The following is a 19,808-nucleotide window of genomic DNA, read 5'->3' as shown; positions in this document are numbered from 1 at the left end:
GAAACTGGATTCCCGCCTGCGCGGGAATGACGAAGTTTGAGGGGCAAATGCAGCTTCCTACCAATCCCGCTCGTCCCCGAACCGCTGGACTTGTCCACGCGGTCCGGGGTTGAGCGCAGCTTGGCTTCAGGCGGTGATGCCTGCCGCGGCCAGCACGGCCAGGGTCAGCAGGTCGGGTGCGGTTGCCGTCATCGGGGCGATCTGCACCGGCTTTTCCATGTTGAGCAGCATCGGGCCGATCATGGCGTTGCCGCCCAGCTCGCGCAGCAGCTTGGCCGAGATATTGGCCGATTGCAGACCGGGCATGATCAGAACGTTGGCCGGGCCCGACAGGCGGCAGAACGGATAGGTCTGCATGATGCGCGGGTTGAGCGCGGCATCGGGCGCCATTTCGCCTTCGTATTCAAAGCCCGGCTGGCGTTCATCGAGGATCGCGACCGCATCGCGCAGCGCATCGAGCCACTTGCCATAGGGATTGCCGAAGGTGGAGTAGGACAGGAACGCCACGCGCGGTTCGTGACCCATGCGGCGGGCAACGGCGGCCGTCTCGATGGCGATATCGGCCAGTTCCTCGGCATTGGGGCGCTCGTTGACCGTGGTATCGGCCAGGAACACCGTGCGGTTCTTGCCCACCATCAGGTGCACGCCGAACGGCAGGTGCCCGGGCTTGGGCCCCAGCACGCGGCGAATTTCCTTCATGGTCTGCGCAAACGGGCGGGTGGTGCCCGAAATCATCGCATCGCCATGGCCCAGCGCCAGCAGCAGTGCGGCAAAGACGTTGCGATCGTTGTTGACCATGCGGCGCACGTCGCGTTCCAGGAAGCCCCGGCGCTGCAGGCGCGGATAGAGGTAGGACACCATGTCTTCCACCAGCGGCGAGACATTGGAGTTGTGGATTTCAAAGCTGGACGGGTTGGACACGCCCAGTTCCGAAAGCTTGTCGAGCACGCCCTGGGTGCGGCCGACCAGCACCGGCGTACCATAGCCGAAATCGCGGAACTGGATCGCGGCGCGCAGCACCACTTCCTGCTCGGCCTCGGCAAAGACAACCCGCTTGGGGTTCTGCTTGACGCTGGCATAGACGTTGGTGAGCACCGAGGTCGTCGGGTTGAGCCGCGCCTTGAGGCTTTCGCGATAGGCTTCGAAATCCTCGATCGCCTTGCGTGCCACGCCGGTTTCCATCGCCGCCTTGGCCACGGCCGAGGAAACCCGCTCCATCAGGCGCGGATCGAACGGAGCGGGAATGATGTAGTCCAGGCCGAACTGGTGGTTCTTGCCATAGGCGGCGGCCACTTCCTCGGGCACCGGCTCGCGCGCCAGTTCGGCGATCGCAGAAGCCGCGGCGATCTTCATTTCCTCGTTGATCGCAGTGGCCTGCACATCCAGCGCGCCGCGGAAAATGTACGGGAAACCCAGGACGTTGTTGACCTGGTTGGGATAGTCGGAACGGCCGGTGGCGATCACGCAATCCGGGCGCACGGCCTTGGCCGCGTCGGGATTGATTTCGGGATCGGGGTTGGCCATCGCGAAGATGATCGGCTGCGGCGCCATCTTCTTGACCCAATCGGGCTTGAGCGCGTCGGCCGCCGACAGGCCCAGGAAAATGTCGGCGCCATCGAGCGCCTCTTCCAGGGTGCGGGCCGGGGTATCGACGGCGTGCGCGCTCTTCCACTGGTCCATGCTGTCGGTACGGCCGCGATAGATCGTGCCCGTGCGGTCGCACATGATCACGTTGTCGTGGCGCACGCCCATGGCCTTGATCAGTTCGGTGCAGGCAATCGCCGCCGCGCCCGCGCCGTTGACCACGACCTTGACCTCGGACATCGCGCGGCCGGTCAGGTGGCAAGCATTGAGCAGGCCGGCGGCGGTGATGATCGCGGTGCCGTGCTGGTCATCGTGCATCACCGGAATCTTCAGCCGCTCGCGCAGGGCCTGCTCGATGATGAAGCATTCCGGGGCCTTGATGTCTTCCAGGTTGATCCCGCCAAAGCTGGGCTCCATCAGGGCGACGGCCTCGATAAAGGCTTCGGGGTCTTCGGTGGCGAGTTCGATGTCGATCGAGTCGACATCGGCAAAGCGCTTGAACAGCACCGCCTTGCCTTCCATCACCGGCTTCGATGCCAGCGCGCCGAGATTGCCTAGGCCGAGGATGGCGGTGCCGTTGGAAATCACCGCCACCAGGTTGCCCTTGGCGGTATAGTCATAGGCCGTGGCGGGATTGTCCGCGATGGCCAGCACCGGCACGGCCACGCCGGGCGAATAGGCCAGGCTGAGATCGCGCTGCGTGGCCATCGGCTTGGAGGCGATGATCTCGATTTTGCCAGGCCGGATCGTGTTGTGATAGAAAAGCGCTTCGCGTTCGGTGAAACGGACGTTGCTTTCCTCGGACATTCGCGCACTCCCGGCAGACTGGAAACTCGTCTTGCCCCCTTGCACATTCGAATGCGCTAGGGAAGGCTTGAGCGCGCACGAAATGATCCCTTACAAATCGCGCGCCTGCCATTTGGGCAGGCCCAGCGGTCGCACTGCAAACAACAGGCTGCGCCCCTGTTGCCACACCAGGCGCAGGCGCGGATCGGGGTTGCGCGGCAGGCCGGTATCAATCAGCCAGACGTAATCGACCCGCTCTACCGGGGCAAAGCGCAGGGCCGAGTCGATCGAGCGCAGCCGCCCGCTGGCGCAGCGCCGCGACCACACGAATTCCGACGGATCGGCCGCGAAATTGCGCGCCGGGCGGAACCGCGGCACGACCATGTGCAGGCCGGGTACGGCCCAGTTGTCGTTCACCCAGGCCTGGCGATAGACGCTGGCCAGGCTCGCCAGGTGATCGCGCCGGGTGTTGCGCCACGCTTCCTCCAGGCAGGAATGTTCCACGAACGTGAGGATACGGGCGCCCGGCTCGATATGTTCGAGCGCGGACAGCTGCTGGCGATAGTCATCGGCATAATCGACAAAGCTGGCCGCCGTGACCACCGTGCGCAGGCCAAGCAGAACCAGCCCGGCATAGGCCACGGCGCGGGCCACGCGCGGGCGCGCGCCGCTCCAGTCCTGCAGGCCCAGCAACAGCATCATCGCCGGGGGCAGCAGGCGCACGTCGACAAAGGCGCTGCCGTTGATATCGCTCGGGATGATCACATAGAGGATCAGCACGCACAGCCCCGGCAGGCCGCGCTGCCAGTTCCACCGCCCGCCCAGCCAGAACCCGCCGAGCAACAGGATATAGGCGGCGGCCGTGGTGATCACGTCGAGCGCAAACGACTGGTCGCGCAAGGTGATGCCCAGGAACACGCCCTTCTGCTCCCAGCGCCAGGCATTGAGGCTGCGCGCCGGTTCGGGCGAGAACAGCTTCCACAAGACGATGGTGAGCACCGTGGCGAGCAGCGGCCAGCACAGCACGATGAGGCGCCCGGCGGCGGCCTTCCAATCGTGCGTGGCGATCACCGTGCGCCAGCGCGACGGGCGCCACCAACCGGCCGGCAGGTTGTCCAGTTCGCGGCCAAAGGCATTGGCGCCGACCATCACCGCCAGCAGCAGCCCGCCGATGGCATGGCACAGCATCGCCAGCGGCTGGGCCACCACGAGCAGGCCGGCACGGTCGCGCGGGCGGTGCTCCAGCGCCATCGCCGCGGCAAAGGCGCACAGCGACAGGCCGGTGCCCAGGATATAGTTGAGGAACCCGGTCAGCAGCGGAAAGCTGAACACCCACATCAGCGCCCAGGGCGCGCCGTGGCCGCCGCGGGCATTGGCCACCCGCACCGTAGCCAGGCAGCCGCCGGCAAACAGGCCCGTGGCCAGCACCGTGCTCCACCATCCGGCCGCCAGCACGCCCAACCAGCCGCCCAGCACTTTCATCAGCACGTCGCCGCCGATGTTGAGCGTGAACACCCACTTCCAGCCCAGATACTTGCCCAGCGGGCTGTCCGGCCCGGCCGCCTCGATCGCGGCGGCACCCATGTGGCCCGGCACGTCGATCAGCGGCGGCACATCGACCAGCACGAACGGAAAGCAGATCAGCAGCACGCCCAGGATGATCGCCGGCGTTGAAAGCCAGGGCAGACCCCCGCCGCGCCAATCGAGCAGAAACCGGAATCGCTGGGGGGAAACTTGCATCAGGCCTCTTTTGCGCTGCGTCGGGCTGGGGTGGAAACAGGGATGGATACTGGGCGTGGAGCGGCTGCCCTTATCACGCCGATGCCGCCATGGGGAGCCGTGACACCCGCAGGCCACCCCGCCGCTTCATCCGGCCTGTTCATAAGGCCCGCCTGCGGGTTTGAGAATGCGCGCCGCCTGGGCTAGCGATAGCGCGATGTCCTCCCCCGCCCCCACCCCGATGATGGCGCAATATCTGGCGCTCAAGGACCAGGCGCCCGATTGCCTGCTGTTCTATCGCATGGGCGATTTCTTCGAACTGTTTTTCGATGATGCCCGCCAGGCCGCGCAGATCCTCGATATCGCGCTGACCAGCCGGGGTGAGCATGGCGGCGCGCCGATCCCGATGTGCGGCGTGCCGGTCCATTCGGCGGAAAGCTATCTTGCCCGCCTGATCCGCGCCGGTTGCCGCGTGGCCATTGCCGAGCAGGTGGAGAGCCCGGAAGAGGCCAAGAAGCGCGGCGGCTCCAAGGCCTTGGTGGCGCGCGACATCGTGCGCTTCGTCACCGCCGGCACCCTGACCGAGGAAGCCCTGCTCAACCCGCGCGAATCCAACGTGCTGGCTGCCCTGTGCCCGCTGCGCGACAGCGTGGGCCTCGCCTCATGCGACATTTCCACCGGGCGGATGGAGCTGGAGGAATGCACGCCCGATCGGCTCGGCGCCGCGCTCGCCCGGCTCGGTGCGCGCGAGATCGTCGCCCCCGATGGCTGGGCCGATGCCCCGCTCGATGCCGTGCCGCGCGAAGGCCGCACGTTTGACAGCGCAGCGGGCGAAGCGCGCCTCAAAGAACTGCACGGCGTTGCCACGCTCGATGGCTTTGGCATGTTCGGCCGGGCCATGCTGGCGGCGGCGGGCGGGCTGATCGCCTATCTCGACCACGTCGGGCGCGGGCGCCTGCCGCTGCTGCTGCCGCCGGTGGCGCGCGGGGCCGATGCGCACATGGCGATGGACGAGGCGACGCGCGCCAGCCTGGAAGTGCTGGTATCAGCGAGCGGCACGCGCAAGGGCAGCCTGACCGAGGCGATCGATCGCTGCGTCACCGGTGCCGGCGCGCGCCTGCTCGCCGAAGACCTCGCCGCGCCGCTGCTCGATCTGGCGCAGATCCGCGCCCGCCTGGAAACGGTGCAGTGGCTGGTCGATGATCCGCTGCTGCGGGCCGATCTGCGCGCCACCTTGCGCACTGTGCCCGATCTCGGCCGCGCGCTGGGCCGCGTCGTCGCCGGGCGCGGTTCGCCGCGCGATCTGGGCCAGTTGCGCGATGGCCTGGCCCAGGCGCGGCACCTGCACGACAGCCTTTCGGCGCGCGCCGATCGCCCGGCCCTGATCGCCGCGCTGTTGCCGCATCTGGCCGGCCATGGCGCGCTGGTCGATCTCTATACCCGCGCCCTGGTGCCCACCCCGCCCACCGAGCGCAGCCAGGGTGGGTTCATCGCCGAAGGCTATGATGCCGGGCTAGACGAACTGCGCGCCGCAGCCGGCAATTCGCGCCGCGCCATCGCCGCGCTGGAAGCCAGGTACCGCGACGAGACCGGCGTTGCCGCGCTCAAGATCCGCCACAACGGCGTGCTGGGCTATTTCATCGAAGTGCCCGCGCGCCATGCCGACCGGCTGATGGCCCCCGATTCCGGCTTCACGCATCGCCAGACCATGGCTGGCGCAGTGCGTTTCAATGCGCTGGCCCTGCACGAGGAAGCCAGCCGCATCGCCGAGGCTGGCGGCCATGCCCTGGCCGCCGAGGAAGCCCATTTCGAAGACCTCATCGCCCAGGCCGTCGCCGCGCGCGAGGGCATTGCCGCTACCGCCGCCGCGCTGGCCCGCATCGACGTGGCCGCCAGCCATGCCGAGCGCGCCGGCGAAGGTGGCTGGTGCCTGCCGCAGGTGGTGGAAGAACCGGTGCTGGCAATCACCGGCGGCCGCCACCCGGTGGTGGAAGCCGCGCTGGCCAAGGCGGGCGAGCGGTTCGTGGCCAACGATTGCCAACTGGCCGAGGCTGACCGGCTGTGGCTGGTCGGCGGGCCGAACATGGGCGGCAAGTCCACCTTCCTGCGCCAGAACGCCTTGATCGTCCTGCTGGCCCAGGCCGGCAGCTATGTCCCCGCGCTTGATGCCACGGTAGGCCTGGTCGACCGGCTGTTCAGCCGTGTCGGCGCCAGCGACAACCTGGCGCGCGGGCGCTCCACGTTCATGGTCGAAATGGTCGAAACCGCCGCGATCCTGCAACAGGCCGGCCCGCGCAGCTTCGTCATCCTCGATGAAGTGGGGCGCGGCACGTCAACCTATGATGGCTTGGCCCTGGCCTGGGCCGTGGCCGAGGCCGTGCACGAAACCAACCGCAGCCGCTGCCTGTTCGCCACCCATTACCACGAGATGCAGCGCCTGGCGGAAACCTGCCCGGCGCTCTCGCTGCACCATGTGCGCGCGCGCGAGTGGAAAGGCGATCTGGTCCTGCTGCACGAAGTGACGCAAGGCCCGGCCGACAAGTCCTATGGCTTGGCCGTGGCGCGCCTGGCCGGCGTGCCCGAACCCGTGGTCAAGCGCGCGCGCAGTGTGCTCGACAAGCTGGAAAAGGGCCGCGCCGCCACTGGTGGCCTGGCTGCGGGCCTTGACGACCTGCCCCTGTTTGCCGCCGCGATCGAGGCCGCCGAGGACAAGGTCGATGCCCTGCGCGAAAAGCTCAACGCACTGGATATCGATGCGCTGTCACCCCGCGCCGCGCTCGATCTGCTTTATGAACTCAAGCGCGAGGCAAACGCATAGCCCCTCCACCACCGCTTGCGCGGCGGTCCCCCTCCCCGCCTTCGGCAGGGAGGATCTTCAGGTCCTCCCCATCAGCGATGGGGAGGTGGCGGCCGCAAGGCCGACGGAGGGGCTTGATGTCAAAGCGACAGAAACAGCCCCGCCAGTGCCGCGCTCATCAGGTTGGACAGCGCGCCGGCGCACAGCGCCTTGATGCCCAGCCGCGCGATCACCGGGCGCTGGTTTGGCGCCAGGCCGCCGGTCACCGCCATCTGGATGGCGATCGACGAGAAATTGGCAAAGCCGCACAGCGCAAAGGTGACGATCGCGATGGTGTGATCGGAAAGGCCCTTGGCCTCTTGCAGATCGATGAAGCCGACGAATTCGTTGAGCACGATCTTGGTGCCGAACAGGCCGCCGGCCTGCATCGCCTCGGCCCAGTTGGGCGCGCCCAAAAGCAGGAACACCGGCGCAAAGATCGGCGCGAGGATTTGCTGGAAGGTCAGCCCGGGATGGCCAAAGAAGCCGCCGGCCCAGCCCAGCATGCCATTGGCCAGCGCGATCAGCGCCACGAAGGCGAGCAGCATCGCGCCCACCGCCACGGCCAGCTTCACCCCGGTCTGCGCGCCTTGCGCGGCGGCCATGATCAGGTTGGCCGGGCGCTGCTCTTCCGGCGCCTCTTCCAGCGAAGGCTTGATGTGCGGATTGGTCAGCGCGGCGTCGGCATCAGCGTCAACGGCATCGTGCAGCGGGGGCACGTCGGGCATGATCAGTTTGCCCATGAACACCCCACCCGGTGCCGACATGAACGCCGCCGCGACCAGGTAATCCACCCGCACGCCCAGCCCGGCATAGGCGGCCAGGATCGTGCCAGCCACGCCGGCCATGCCCACGCTCATCACGGTAAAGACCTGGCTGGGGGTCAGCGCGGCGAGATAAGGGCGGATCACCAAGGGCGATTCGCTTTGCCCGACAAAGATGTTGGCCGCCGCGCACAGCGATTCCACGCGGCTGATGCCGGTCACCTTTTCCAGCGCGCCACCGATCCAGCGGATCACCAGCGGCATGATGCCCAGATAATAGAGAATGGAGATCAGCGCGGCGAAGAACACGATCGGCGGCAGCACAGCAATCGCCACGCTCTTGCCGCCCAGCTCTGCACTGGCCAGGTTGCCGAACACGAATTCCACGCCGGCGCGCGAATAGGACAGCAGCTGTTCCACCGCATGGGCCGCCCCCTGCAGCGCCGCCTTGCCCGGCGGAAAGCTCAGGACCAGCGCAGCCAGGCCCGCCTGCAGGGCAAAGGCTGGCAGCACCACCCGCCAGCGAATGGCGCGGCGGTTGGAGGAGAGCAGGAATGCGATGGCAAACAGCAGCGCCATGCCGCCAAGACTGGAAAGAATGCGCATGGCGGGATCGCCAACTCCACGTACGGGGGATTTAGACGGTTTCGTTCCTAACCATATTTGGCGCCGCGTCAAAATCAGGATAGAGGCCACCGATGGAAAAGATGCCTTCATCCGCGCCGCAGACCGTCTCCCTGCCCCGCGCACTGTTCGTATTTTCCCTGCTTTACGGCGGGTTAGTGGTTCTTGCCGGCGTGCTGGGGGCCAAGATCGCGAGCCTGGGCACTTGGCCCGTGGTCGGCAGCCTGGCGGTGGAATCGGGCATTTTCTGCTTTCTGCTGCTGGTCGTGCTGTCCAGCACCACGGCCGAACTCTATGGCCAGAAGGCCGCGACCACGCTGGTGCGGCTGGGTTTCATCCCGCTGATCGTCTCGATGGTGCTGCTGACCCTGGTGATCCACGCCGTGCCGCCCGCGCCGTTCTGGCAGGGGCAGGAAGCCTTTGCCACGGTGCTGGGCCAGGGCGCGCGGATGCAGCTGGCGGGGCTGATTTCCTATGGCGTGTCGCAAACGCTCAACGTGCATGTCTTTGCCCGCATCGGCGGCGGCCAGGGGCAGCGGCTGATGCTGCGCGCCTGGCTCGCCAGCCTGCTCAGCCAGGTGGCCGATACCGTGCTGTTCATCACGCTGTCGTTCTGGGGCGAAAAGGGCGCCGATGGGCACCCGCTGCCGATCGGCGCGCTGATGACCGGGCAGCTCGGCGCCAAGCTGCTGCTGTCCACGCTGATGGTGCCGCCGCTGATCTGGCTGGCGGTGCGGCTGGGCCGCCGGCTCGATCGCGCCTGACACAAATCTTCACGGCGCAAATATTCACTGCAAATTCGGCCGAACACGGCTAAGGCGCCGCCATCATGGCCACGAACATCGATCAGACCGACTCCTATCGCACCAGCATGCTCGCCAAGGCGGAAACGCTGACCGAGGCGCTGCCCTATCTGCAGCGTTATGCCGGCAAGACCTTTGTGGTGAAGTATGGCGGCCACGCCATGGGCGATCCCGATGCCGCGCGCGATTTTGCCGAGGACATCGTGCTGCTCAAGGCCGTGGGCGTGAATCCGGTGGTGGTGCATGGCGGCGGCCCGCAGATCGGCGCGATGCTCAAGAAGCTGGGCGTGGAATCGCACTTCATCGATGGCCTGCGCGTGACCGATGCAGCCACGGCCGAAGTGGCCGAGATGGTCTTGTCGGGCAAGATCAACAAGGAACTGGTCAGCTGGATCGCGGCGGCCGGGGGCAAGGCGCTGGGCATTTCCGGCAAGGACGCCGGGCTGGTCACCGCCACCAAGGTGGAACGCACCACCAAAGACCCGGAAAGCAATATCGAGCGCGTGGTCGATCTGGGCTTTGTCGGCGAACCGACCGAGATCGATCCCACCATCATCCACACTGCCAGCGCGGCCGGCTTCATCCCGGTGATCGCGCCGATCGGCGTGGGCAAGGACGGGCACACCTACAACATCAACGCCGATACCATGGCTGGCGCGATCGCGGCCAAGCTCGGCGCCTCGCGGTTGTTCCTGCTCACCGACGTGCCGGGTGTGCTCGACAAGGACAAGCGCCTGCTGACCGACCTGACCCCGCACGACATTGCCGGGCTGACGCGCGATGGCACGATCAGCGGCGGCATGATCCCCAAGCTGGAAACCTGCGTCCACGCGGTGGAGGCCGGGTGCGAGGCGGCGGTCGTGCTCGATGGCCGGGTGCCCCATGCCATGCTGCTGGAAATCTTCACCGCGCGCGGCGCGGGCACGCTGATCCACCGCTGACACAGCATGGGCGACGGCGGGCGCGGCTGACGGACAAATGGAACGAAAGCGAGGGCCAAGCGTGGTTAGGGGCATGATCCGTTCCTGCATGGCCACCGCCCTCGCCTCTGCCATCGTCATCAACCTTGCGGGATGTGACCGGCGGCCTGATCCCGCACCGCAAGCCTCTGCCAGTGCGCCCGACAGCGCCGAGACCACGCCACCAGCGTGGATCGTGGCGCCTTCTGACCTGCCGAGCGAAGACAGCGCGCCCGATGCCGCGTCAAAGCCTGCCGCGACTGACGCAGCCGCAGCCGATCCGGCGCCCAATCCTGCCTACGCCGCAGCGCTCAACGCGCGGCGCGATCCGGGCAAGGTGCTGGCCGCCTGGGGCACGGCGGTGGAAGCGCGCGACTGGGCCTCGGTCCGCGCGTTCTGGGGCGATCACGGCAAGGGCAGCGGGCTCGACACCAAGGCATTCACCGCCCGCTGGGGCAAGCTGGTGCAACCGCGCGTGACGATCGATCCCGGTCAGTCCGAAGGCGCGGCCGGATCAATCTATTACACCGCCCCCGTCACGATCATCGACGGCGCCCGCCGCCTGACCGGCGAAGTGGTGCTGCGCCGGGTCAACGATGTGCCGGGCGCCACCGCCGAGCAGCTGCGCTGGCACATCGACAGCACCACCTTGACGCCCTGAGCGGGCCAAGACCCAACGAAATCTTGCGCAAAAGGGCGGCGTTCACCCGATTGCCCTTGGGGCCAAGCCTGGGCTAAAGCGCAGCACCGCTGCCGCCATAAGGAACGCCGCCCGTGCTGCTCTATACCCTTGTCCAGATGATCGATTACCTGATCAGCGTTGTCAGCATGGTCGTGATCGTGCAGTTCGTGATGAGCCTGCTGATCAGCTTCAACGTGATCAACACCAGCAACAACGCGGTCGTCGCGATCTGGCGCGCGCTCAATGCCATTCTCGATCCGCTGCTGGCGCCAATCCGCCGCTTCATGCCCAACACCGGCGGTATCGATTTTTCGCCCATGGTGCTGATCGTGCTGCTGCGCCTGCTGTCGATCCTGCTCAACGGCCTGGCCGCCTCGGGGTACTGATTTCATGACTGCCAACGTAATCGACGGAAAGGCCTTTGCGGCCAACCTGCGCGCGCGCATCGCCACTCTGGCGGCCGAATTCACCCAGGCCACCGGGCGCCAGGCCGGCCTCGCCGTGGTGCTGGTGGGAGAAGACCCGGCCAGCCAGGTCTATGTCCGCTCCAAGGGCAAGAGCACGGTGGAAGCCGGCATGGCCAGCTTCGAACACAAGCTGCCCGCCGATACCGACGAAGCGACGCTGCTGGCCCTGGTCGAACAGCTCAACGCCGATCCCGCCGTCGATGGCATCCTGGTGCAGTTGCCGCTGCCCCGCCATCTTGACGAGCAGAAGGTGATCGCCACGATCAACCCCGACAAGGATGTTGACGGCTTTCACGTCACCAATGCCGGGCGGCTGGCGGTGGGCCAGGCCGGCTTCGTGCCGTGTACGCCGCTGGGCTGCCTGATGCTGCTGCAAGACCGGCTGGGCGATCTGTCCGGGCTCGATGCCGTGGTCATCGGCCGCTCCAACATCGTGGGCAAGCCGATGGCCCAGTTGCTGCTGGCGCAAAGCTGCACCGTGACCGTGGCGCACAGCCGCACCCGCAACCTGCCCGATGTGGTGCGCCGCGCCGATATCGTCGTGGCCGCCGTAGGCCGGCCGGAAATGATCCGGGGTGACTGGATCAAGCCCGGCGCCACGGTGATCGACGTGGGCATCAACCGGGTGGCCGGTGCCGTGGAAGGCAAGACCCGCCTGGTCGGAGACGTTGCCTATGACGAAGCCGCTGCGGTGGCGGGCGCGATCACGCCGGTGCCCGGCGGCGTCGGCCCGATGACCATTGCCGTGCTGCTGCGCAACACGCTGGTGGCGGCCTATCGCCATGCCGGCCTGGCCCTGGCGCCTGAGGCGATCTGATCACGGTTATTGGCGGAACGTTTCATTGCCAAGTGCTCGCTTGGCCCACGGGCCGGCATCCGATAGAACGGGGGGCATGCTGCTTCGTGCCCCCGGCATCGCCCTTGCGCTTGCCTTCTGCCTTGCCGCCCCCGCCCTGGCCCAGCCGGCCGGTGGACGCGTGCGGATGATCGCCAATCCCAGCGCGCTGATCGGCGCCGATATCGCCACGGCCCAGGCCATGCAGGCCAAGGGCGCGCGCGAGGGGCTGGCCACCAGCATGGCCGAAGGGGCCGAGCTGATCCTGCCGCCACGCCAGGCGGCCGACCCCCTGCTGCGCCGCAAGGATGCCATGCCGGGCCACCCGCATCAGCCCGATGCCGCCTGGATTGCCTGCGACGGCAGCTTTGGCATCACCCGCGGCCGCTGGAAAACCGCGCAAGGGACCGGCGGCTGGTATGCCACGGTGTGGCAACGCCACGCCAAGAAGGGCAACTACCAATGGCGCCTGTCGCTGGAAGGCACGGCCGCCAGCCTGCCCGATGCGCCCGAATTCCTGATCGGGCTGGTGGCCGATTGTCCGGCCCGGCCCATGCCCGCCGGCGCAGACGATCGCCCGGCGCCCAAGCCCGCCAAGAACGCGCCCATCGTGCAGCGCCCCCTGGCTGGCGCGATTCCCGCTGACGATGCGCCTGCCGGGTCCGACAGCCAGACCGCGCAATCCAACGATGGCACCCTGGCCTGGCGATCCACCGTGCGGCCCGATGGCAGCCGCGCCTTTCGCGCCTGGCAGTGGAAAGACGGCGTGATGGCCGACATTGTCCATCTGGACGCCGCCCCCGACCAGCGCCAAGGTGGCTGACATGCTGCAACTGTTCCTGTCCGCCTTCACCACGCTGTTTCTGGTGATCGATCCGCCCGGCTGCGCGCCGATCTATGCCGGGCTGACCACCCATGCCACCGCGCGCCAGGCCACGCAGATGGCGCTGCGCGCCTGCGTGATCGCCACCGGTATCCTGGTGGTCTTTGCCCTGTTCGGCGAAGCCCTGCTCGGCGCGCTGCATATCGAGCTGGCCAGCTTTCGCATCGCCGGCGGCATCATGCTGTTCCTGATCGCGCTCGACATGGTGTTCGAAAAGCGCACCGAACGGCGCGAGGAACGCGCGGAAAAGGTGCGCAATGCCCAGCCCCACGTGGAAGACGTCTCGGTCTTTCCCATGGCCATGCCGATGCTGGCCGGGCCGGGCTCGATCGCCTCGATCATGCTGTTGACCGCGCGCGCCCACGGCACCGAGGAAACCGCGGTGGTGCTCGCGGCGCTGGGCGTGGTCATGGTGCTCAGCTTTGTTGCGCTGGTGGCCGCCCGCCCGATCATCCGCGTGCTGGGCGAACAGGTAGAGGCGGTGGTTACCCGCCTGCTGGGCGTGCTGCTTGCGGCCCTTGCCGCGCAATTCGTGATCGACGGGCTGCGCACCCAGTTTTAACGGCTGCTCGCGACAAGGGCTTCGACAAGCTCAGCCCGAACGGTTCGGGGGGTAATGCCCCCCGTTCGCCCTGAGCCTGTCGACGGGCGCCAACGCAGCGCCCCAACCCTCAAACCAGGCCAGCCGTCTGCGCCAGCAGCCAGCTGCCGATCACGATGAACAGCGCGGCGGCCACCATGCGCACCAGGTTCATCGGCACGCGCGCGATCAGGGCATTGCCCAGGAACACCGCCGGCACATTGGCCAGCATCATGCCCAGCGTCGTGCCGGCCGTGACCGCCACGGCATCGTGGAACCGCGCGCCCAGCGCGATCGTCGCAACTTGCGTCTTGTCGCCCATTTCCACCAGGAAGAACGCCACCACCGTGGTCAGGAACGCGCCAAAGCGCGCCGGCCGCGCCGCGTCGTCCTCGTCATCGAGCTTGTCGGGCACCAGAGTCCACAGGCCCATGGCGATGAAACCGGCGGCAATGGCATAGCGGAACCACAGGCCATCGAGCAGGTCGGCCGCGACCATGCCGACCAGGGCCGCCAGGAAATGGTTGACCAGCGTGGCAGCGAGGATGCCCAGCACGATCGGCACTGGCCGCTTGAACCGCGTGGCCAGGACAATGGCGAGAAGCTGGGTCTTGTCGCCGATTTCGGCCAGCGCGACCACGGCGGCGGAGGTGCTGAAGGCTTCGAACAAGGGTGCCATGGTGATACGTTCCGGGGCCGGGCGAGACGAAGACAAACGACAGCGCGTGCTTCCGCCCGGCCGAGCGAATCACACAGCTGCCATTTGGTCTTGCCCGCAGCGGGCCGTGTCCGGCCTGCCTCTGCCCGCGCCATGATCTCTCGACCAAGCATGTTGACGCTGGGCGCCGCGCGCGACGCGCGGTGGCTACTCCCCAAGTGACGTGGCCGATCGGTTAGGGTGCCACGTGGCCGGTGGCAAGGCGTTTTTCACAACGTGCCAGGATTGCATGCTTTTCTTCCGCTCCCGCGCGGTACCATGCGGTGATTTCGGCCATGGTGCGGGCACAGCCACGGCACAGGCCGCTATCGGGCGCGATGCTGCACACCCCCGTGCAGGGGCTGGCGGGTGGGGCAGGATGGCCGGGCGAATCCATGCCACGCCCTAGGCCCGGGTGCAGCGCAGCGCAATTTCCTTGCGTATCGAGGCCATTGCCCCTAAGGGAGCGACCAGCAGGTGCGATGCGCCCGCCGCGATCCAGCGGCAGGTGACAGAGGCCCGGGCAAGCGTGAGATCGACCGTCGCTACGGAAACGATCCGCCCCGGCTGCGCGCATCGTGCCCCACCCGCCTCCCTTTATCACGCAAGGGGTCGCACGTTCGACCCTGCACCCATCGGGCCTGTCGCGCATTGTCGTGGCCGGCCATGGGAGGCATTGCAAAGCATTGGAACTCCATGTCCTATTTTTCTGACCTTGGCCTTGCCGAGCCGATTCTCCGCGCGCTTGAAACCAAGGGCTACACCGATCCCACCCCGATCCAGCGCCAGTCGATTCCCGCGCTGCTCGAAGGGCGCGATCTTCTCGGCATCGCGCAGACCGGCACCGGCAAGACCGCCGCGTTCGCGCTGCCCTCGCTGCACCGCCTGGCCGCCGATCCGCAGCCGCGCAAGCCGGCGTCGTGCCGCATGCTGGTGCTTTCGCCGACCCGCGAACTGGCCGCCCAGATCGCCGACAACATGAAGGGCTATGCCAAGAACCTGCGCCTGACAGTCGATTGCGTGTTCGGTGGCATTCCCATCGGCAAGCAGGCCCGCCGCCTGGTGCCCGGCGTCGATATCCTGGTGGCCACGCCGGGCCGCCTGCTCGACCTGATCGACAACCGCGCGCTGACCATCGGCCGCACTGAAATCTTCGTGCTCGACGAAGCCGACCAGATGATGGACCTGGGCTTCATCCATGCGCTCAAGCGCGTCGCCAACCTGCTGCCGGCCAAGCGCCAGAGCCTGTTCTTTTCCGCCACCATGCCCAAGTCGATCGAAGACCTGGGCAAGCAGTTCATCAAGAACCCGGTGCGCGTGGAAGTGGCCCCGCAATCGACCACGGCCGAACGCGTCGAACAGTTCGTCAGCTTCCTCAACCAGCCGGAAAAGCAGGCGCTGCTGTCGCTGACGATCCGCCGCCTGCTGGCGGAAAAGCAGCTCGATCGCGGCATCGTGTTCACCCGCACCAAGCATGGTGCCGATCGCGTGGCGCGCAATCTTTCCGCCGCCGGCATCGATGCCCGCGCCATCCACGGCAACAAGAGCCAGGCGCAGCGCACCGCCGCGCTCGAAGCGTTCCGCCAGGGTTCGTGCCCGGTGCTGGTGGCAACCGACATTGCCGCCCGCGGGATCGACGTTTCGGGGGTGAGCCACGTGTTCAACTTCGAACTGCCCAACGTGCCCGAGCAATATGTGCACCGCATTGGCCGCACCGCGCGCGCCGGTGCCGATGGCGTGGCGATCAGCTTCTGCGCGCCTGATGAAAAGCCCTACCTGCGCGATATCGAGCGCCTCACCAAGGTGAAGCCCGATGTCATGCCGCTGCCGGAAAACTTCCTGGCCGATGCGGCGCGCCTTCCCGCACCCGTGCGTCGCGCGGCCGAAGACACTGACATGCGCCGCGACCAGCCACGCGGCCGCGCCGGTGGTGGCCGGCGCGATGGCGGGCGCAGCGATGGTCGCCGTGATGGCGGCTCGCGCCACGACGCCCCCCGCGCCGACAATCGCGGCGAGCCCCGCCGTGACGACACGCGCCGCAGCGACGCACCCCGCAGTGACACGCCGCGCAGCGCAGACCGCACGGGCCAGGATCGCCGTCGCAGCGATGCCCCGCGCAGCGATGCCGCCCGGCACGACGCCGGTGGTGAAGCGGCTGCCAAGCGCCGGTTTCGCCCGCGCGGCCCGGCCACAACCGGCCAGCACCGCAACAAGGTGCGCCGCGTGGTCTGATTCAGCGGCAGCGCCGATGGCTTGAAAAAGGGGTGTCGGCCACGCGGCCTGCACCCTTTTTTCATGGCAAACCTGCGCGCCGCCGCTGCCATGCCGCGCTCGCCCCGGCGCAAAAATGCCATTGTTGGGGGACGCAGGTGGAACCAACCGGGCCGATCGGCATTCCTGTCGTGGGCGCGCGGCGCCATCTGCGATCGTGCCGCGCGGGAAGGGTTTCAATGCAAACGACGAATCTGACCGCGCTGGGCAGGGATACCCGGGTCAACCGCTTCATCCTGACACTGCTGACCATCGGTTTTGCCGCCCTGCTCGCCGGGCTCGGCGCGGCATTGTGGACGCAACAACGCAATACCGACAGCGAGCGCTGGGTTGCCCATACGCTGGAAGTGCAGGCGCGCATCGGCGCCTTTGCCAGCAAGGCCGAGCGCATGGAAACCGCCCGGCGCGGCCGCCTACTGAGCGATGATCCCGCGTTCAATGGCCTGTTCGACGAGGCATTGGCCAGCGCGCTCGCCGATCTCGACATGGTCCAGAGCAAGACCGCAGACAATCCCGAGCAGGCCGCCAACATCCGCAGGATGCGGCAATTGCTGAGCGATTACGTCAAGGCCGAAAGGACGGAACGCAGCAGGGGCAGAAGCGCGCAGGCTGCCTTGCGCAGCGATTTCTTCCACGATCCCGTCGTCGTCCATATTCGCGAGATCCGCCAGGTGGCGGACGCCATGGCCGACGAAGAGCGCACCCTGCTGCGCCAGCGCGAATCGCTGCAGGGGCAAAGCCTGCGCACGTTCAACATGGTGCTGGTGGCGATCGCGCTGCTGATCCTGACAGTGGCCAGTGCCACGATCCTGCTGGTGCGCCGCACCTTGCGCGATCTGCGTGCCTCGCGCCTGGAACTGAGCGCGCTCAATACCGACCTGGAACGCCTGGTCGATTCGCGCACGACCGAGCTGCAGCGCGCGAACGCCGAAATCCAGCGTTTTGCCTATATTGTCAGCCACGATCTGCGCTCTCCGCTGGTCAACGTCATGGGATTTACCGCCGAACTGGAAGCGGCGACCGACGTGATCGCCCGCTCGCTGCACGATCCGGCGCAGGCGGGCGCTGCGGTGCCCTCGCCCGCGGACGTGCTGCGCGCAGTGGAGGAAGACCTGCCCGAGGCGATCGGCTTCATCCGCAGTTCCACCCAGAAGATGGACCGGCTGATCAACGCCATCCTGCGCCTGTCGCGCGAAGGGCGCCGCACCCTGGCGCCCGAGACGCTCGATCTCACCGCGCTGGTCCGCTCGATCGCCGATACGATGCAGCACCGCCTGACCGAAACCGGCACCACGCTGACCATCGCGGCGCTGCCCACGCTCACCAGCGATCGCACCGCGCTGGAACAGATTCTGTCCAACCTCATGGAAAACGCGCTGAAGTACCTTCAGCCCGGCCGCGCCGGTGAAATCCACATCAGTGGCAAGGCCATGCGCGGCCGCGCCATCATCGAGGTGACGGACAACGGTCGCGGCATCGATCCGCGTGATCATGAACGCATTTTCGACCTTTTCCGCCGCTCTGGCGTGCAGGACCAGCCGGGCGAAGGCATCGGTCTTGCGCATGTTCGTGCGCTTGCCTATCGCCTTGGCGGTGTGATCGAAGTGGTTTCGGAATTGGGCAAAGGCGCCACGTTCCGCGTCAACCTGCCGATCGAATGGAAAGGCGCAGAAGCCAATGGTTAATCAACGTCCCGTCAACATCGTGATGATCGAGGACGACGAGGGTCATGCCCGTCTCATCGAGAAGAACATCCGCCGCGCCGGCATTTCCAACACGATCCATCACTTCGTCGATGGCACCTCGGCGCTGTCGTTCCTGCTCGATAGCGAGCACGGCCCCAGCCACAACGGGCCGGCGCTGGTCCTGCTCGATCTCAACCTGCCGGACATGAGCGGGATCGATATCCTCGCCCGGATCAAGAGCGATGATGGCCCGCTGCGCCGCACCCCGGTGGTCGTGCTGACCACCACCGATGACAAGGTGGAAATCCAGCGCTGCTATGACCTGGGCTGCAACGTCTACATCACCAAGCCCGTCAACTATGAAAGCTTTGCCGACGCGATCCGTCAGCTGGGCCTGTTCCTGTCGGTGATCCAGATCCCGAGTGCGGAGGAGGTCTGATCCGTCCCGCCGCGCGCATTCTCTATATCGACGACGACGAGGGGCTGCGGCGCCTCGTCGCACGTGTGCTGGCGCGCAAGGGATATGACGTAACCACCGCGGCCAGCGGCGATGAAGGCATCGCCATGACCGCAAGCCAGGCTTTCGACCTGGTAGCCGTGGACCATTACATGCCGGGCCGCGATGGCCTCTCCACGCTCGAAGGGCTGCGCGCCCTGCCCGATTGCCCGCCGATCGTCTATGTCACCGGCTCGGAAGAGAGCCGCATCGCCGTGGCCGCGCTGAAAGCCGGGGCGCAGGACTATGTCGTCAAGGCAGTGGGCGACGATTTCTTCGATCTTTTGGCGCAAAGCTTTGCCCAGGTGCTGGAAGCCACCGCCCTGCGCCAGGCCCGCGATCGCGCCGAACAGGATCTGCGCGCCAGCAACGCCCGGCTGGAAACCCTGCTGCGCGAGGTCAACCACCGCGTTGCCAACAACCTCCAGATGGTCATGGCGTTCGTCTCGATGCAGGCGCGCAGCGTGGACAACGAGGCCGCGCGCGATGCGCTCTATCGCGCGCACCAGCGTATTGCCACGATCGCCCAGGTCAACCGGCGGCTTTACACGACCAATGACGTCGAATTCGTGGCGATCGACGATTATCTCGCCGCTCTGGCCAGCGACATGGGCGATGCCTGGTCGGCCCAGCGGCCGCGCACGGTGACGGTCGATGCCGATCCCGCGCGGCTGAAAACCGACCTTGCCGTCACCATTGGCCTTGCCGCCAACGAACTGGTCGGCAATGCCTGCAAATATGCTTATCCGGCCGATGCCGAAGGCGAGGTGCGCGTCACCCTGCGCCTGACGCAGCAGGCTGATGCCGAGGCGCGCCTGATGCTGTGCGTGGAAGACGATGGCTGGGGCATGCCGCCCGACGGCACCGTGCATGGCACCGGCCTTGGCACGCGGCTGATCGATGCGCTCACCCGCTCGCGCGGGGCACGCTTGGCACACGAGGCGGTGCATCCCGGCGAGGCTATGCCCGGCACGCGCGCCTGCCTGACGCTTACCCTCAACGCTGATGATCTGTGCCTGGGCGACGAAAGCGTGCCGGCGGATTTCACCATCTGAACCTTGCCGTCGCGGCAGTTTGTGATATTTTTCATATCACGAATACACCATCGATCACAGCAAGCGCAGGAAACGGGGATGG

General features: G+C 67.0%; 17 protein-coding genes. 12 read left to right on the top strand and 5 right to left on the bottom strand.

The genetic code is table 11. The annotated features are described in order from the left end of the window. Positions 1-126: 126 nt before the first annotated feature. Complete coding sequence (locus FHW97_RS15460; RefSeq protein WP_168352066.1) at positions 127-2,391, bottom strand: NADP-dependent malic enzyme; 2,265 nt, start codon at positions 2,389-2,391, stop codon at positions 127-129. 90 nt (positions 2,392-2,481) lie between these two features. After that, complete coding sequence (locus FHW97_RS15455; protein WP_171799267.1) at positions 2,482-4,110, bottom strand: hypothetical protein; 1,629 nt, start codon at positions 4,108-4,110, stop codon at positions 2,482-2,484. 220 nt (positions 4,111-4,330) lie between these two features. On the opposite strand from FHW97_RS15455, the gene mutS reads away from it, so the two are divergent. Next, positions 4,331-6,907 (top strand): DNA mismatch repair protein MutS, encoded by a 2,577-nt coding sequence (gene mutS, locus FHW97_RS15450; RefSeq protein ID WP_171799278.1) that lies wholly within the window; start codon positions 4,331-4,333, stop codon positions 6,905-6,907. 119 nt (positions 6,908-7,026) lie between these two features. Here the strand turns inward: mutS and FHW97_RS15445 are convergent, their stop codons facing one another. Then, on the bottom strand, positions 7,027-8,295 hold the full coding sequence (locus tag FHW97_RS15445) for a NupC/NupG family nucleoside CNT transporter (protein WP_168352064.1): 1,269 nt from the start codon (positions 8,293-8,295) through the stop codon (positions 7,027-7,029). Between the two features lie 101 nt (positions 8,296-8,396). On the opposite strand from FHW97_RS15445, the gene FHW97_RS15440 reads away from it, so the two are divergent. The 7 genes from FHW97_RS15440 to FHW97_RS15410 all read left to right on the top strand — a co-directional run bounded on the left by FHW97_RS15440 (position 8,397) and on the right by FHW97_RS15410 (position 13,504). Continuing rightward, positions 8,397-9,077 carry a queuosine precursor transporter gene (locus tag FHW97_RS15440; protein ID WP_028657676.1) on the top strand — a complete coding sequence of 227 codons (681 nt, stop codon included), beginning with the start codon at positions 8,397-8,399 and terminating at the stop codon, positions 9,075-9,077. 65 nt (positions 9,078-9,142) lie between these two features. Then, positions 9,143-10,057, top strand: coding sequence for an acetylglutamate kinase (gene argB / locus FHW97_RS15435; RefSeq protein WP_022675597.1), 915 nt, complete (start codon positions 9,143-9,145; stop codon positions 10,055-10,057). Between the two features lie 73 nt (positions 10,058-10,130). Next, positions 10,131-10,736: a hypothetical protein gene (locus tag FHW97_RS15430; RefSeq protein WP_168352063.1), complete on the top strand. Its 606-nt coding sequence runs from the start codon at positions 10,131-10,133 to the stop codon at positions 10,734-10,736. Positions 10,737-10,849: 113 nt separating this feature from the next. After that, complete coding sequence (locus FHW97_RS15425) at positions 10,850-11,143, top strand: YggT family protein (protein ID WP_022675599.1); 294 nt, start codon at positions 10,850-10,852, stop codon at positions 11,141-11,143. 4 nt (positions 11,144-11,147) lie between these two features. Then, a complete protein-coding gene (gene folD / locus FHW97_RS15420; RefSeq protein ID WP_171799266.1) occupies positions 11,148-12,041 on the top strand; it encodes a bifunctional methylenetetrahydrofolate dehydrogenase/methenyltetrahydrofolate cyclohydrolase FolD in 894 nt (297 codons plus the stop codon). 76 nt (positions 12,042-12,117) lie between these two features. Continuing rightward, positions 12,118-12,882, top strand: coding sequence for a hypothetical protein (locus FHW97_RS15415; protein WP_171799265.1), 765 nt, complete (start codon positions 12,118-12,120; stop codon positions 12,880-12,882). A gap of 1 nt (position 12,883) precedes the next feature. Beyond that, positions 12,884-13,504, top strand: coding sequence for a MarC family protein (locus tag FHW97_RS15410; protein ID WP_062783643.1), 621 nt, complete (start codon positions 12,884-12,886; stop codon positions 13,502-13,504). 109 nt (positions 13,505-13,613) lie between these two features. On the opposite strand, the gene FHW97_RS15405 is transcribed toward FHW97_RS15410, so the two are convergent. Both FHW97_RS15405 and FHW97_RS15400 read right to left on the bottom strand, forming a co-directional pair. Then, positions 13,614-14,201, bottom strand: coding sequence for a TMEM165/GDT1 family protein (locus FHW97_RS15405; protein ID WP_169049404.1), 588 nt, complete (start codon positions 14,199-14,201; stop codon positions 13,614-13,616). 214 nt (positions 14,202-14,415) lie between these two features. Then, positions 14,416-14,616: a DUF1289 domain-containing protein gene (locus FHW97_RS15400; protein ID WP_022675604.1), complete on the bottom strand. Its 201-nt coding sequence runs from the start codon at positions 14,614-14,616 to the stop codon at positions 14,416-14,418. A gap of 299 nt (positions 14,617-14,915) precedes the next feature. Here FHW97_RS15400 and FHW97_RS15395 point away from each other — a divergent pair, with 299 nt between their 5' ends. From FHW97_RS15395 to FHW97_RS15380, 4 genes are all read left to right on the top strand, one after another. Next, entirely contained in the window at positions 14,916-16,451 is a 1,536-nt protein-coding gene (locus FHW97_RS15395; protein WP_168352060.1) for a DEAD/DEAH box helicase, read from the top strand. A 218-nt stretch (positions 16,452-16,669) separates the two neighbouring features. Continuing rightward, positions 16,670-18,175 (top strand): ATP-binding protein, encoded by a 1,506-nt coding sequence (locus tag FHW97_RS15390; protein WP_171799264.1) that lies wholly within the window; start codon positions 16,670-16,672, stop codon positions 18,173-18,175. Beyond that, positions 18,168-18,614, top strand: a complete 447-nt coding sequence (locus FHW97_RS15385; RefSeq protein WP_054131621.1) for a response regulator — start codon at positions 18,168-18,170, stop codon at positions 18,612-18,614. Before FHW97_RS15390 ends, FHW97_RS15385 begins: the two co-directional genes overlap by 8 nt. Continuing rightward, positions 18,611-19,726, top strand: coding sequence for a sensor histidine kinase (locus FHW97_RS15380; RefSeq protein WP_054131622.1), 1,116 nt, complete (start codon positions 18,611-18,613; stop codon positions 19,724-19,726). The genes FHW97_RS15385 and FHW97_RS15380 overlap by 4 nt, the downstream gene beginning before the upstream one ends. Positions 19,727-19,808 lie beyond the last annotated feature (82 nt).

Source organism: Novosphingobium sp. SG754 (genome assembly GCF_013149315.1).
GTDB lineage: Bacteria > Pseudomonadota > Alphaproteobacteria > Sphingomonadales > Sphingomonadaceae > Novosphingobium > Novosphingobium capsulatum.
Note: the sequence above shows the minus strand (reverse complement) of the source record. Positions and strands in the feature narration are given on the sequence as shown.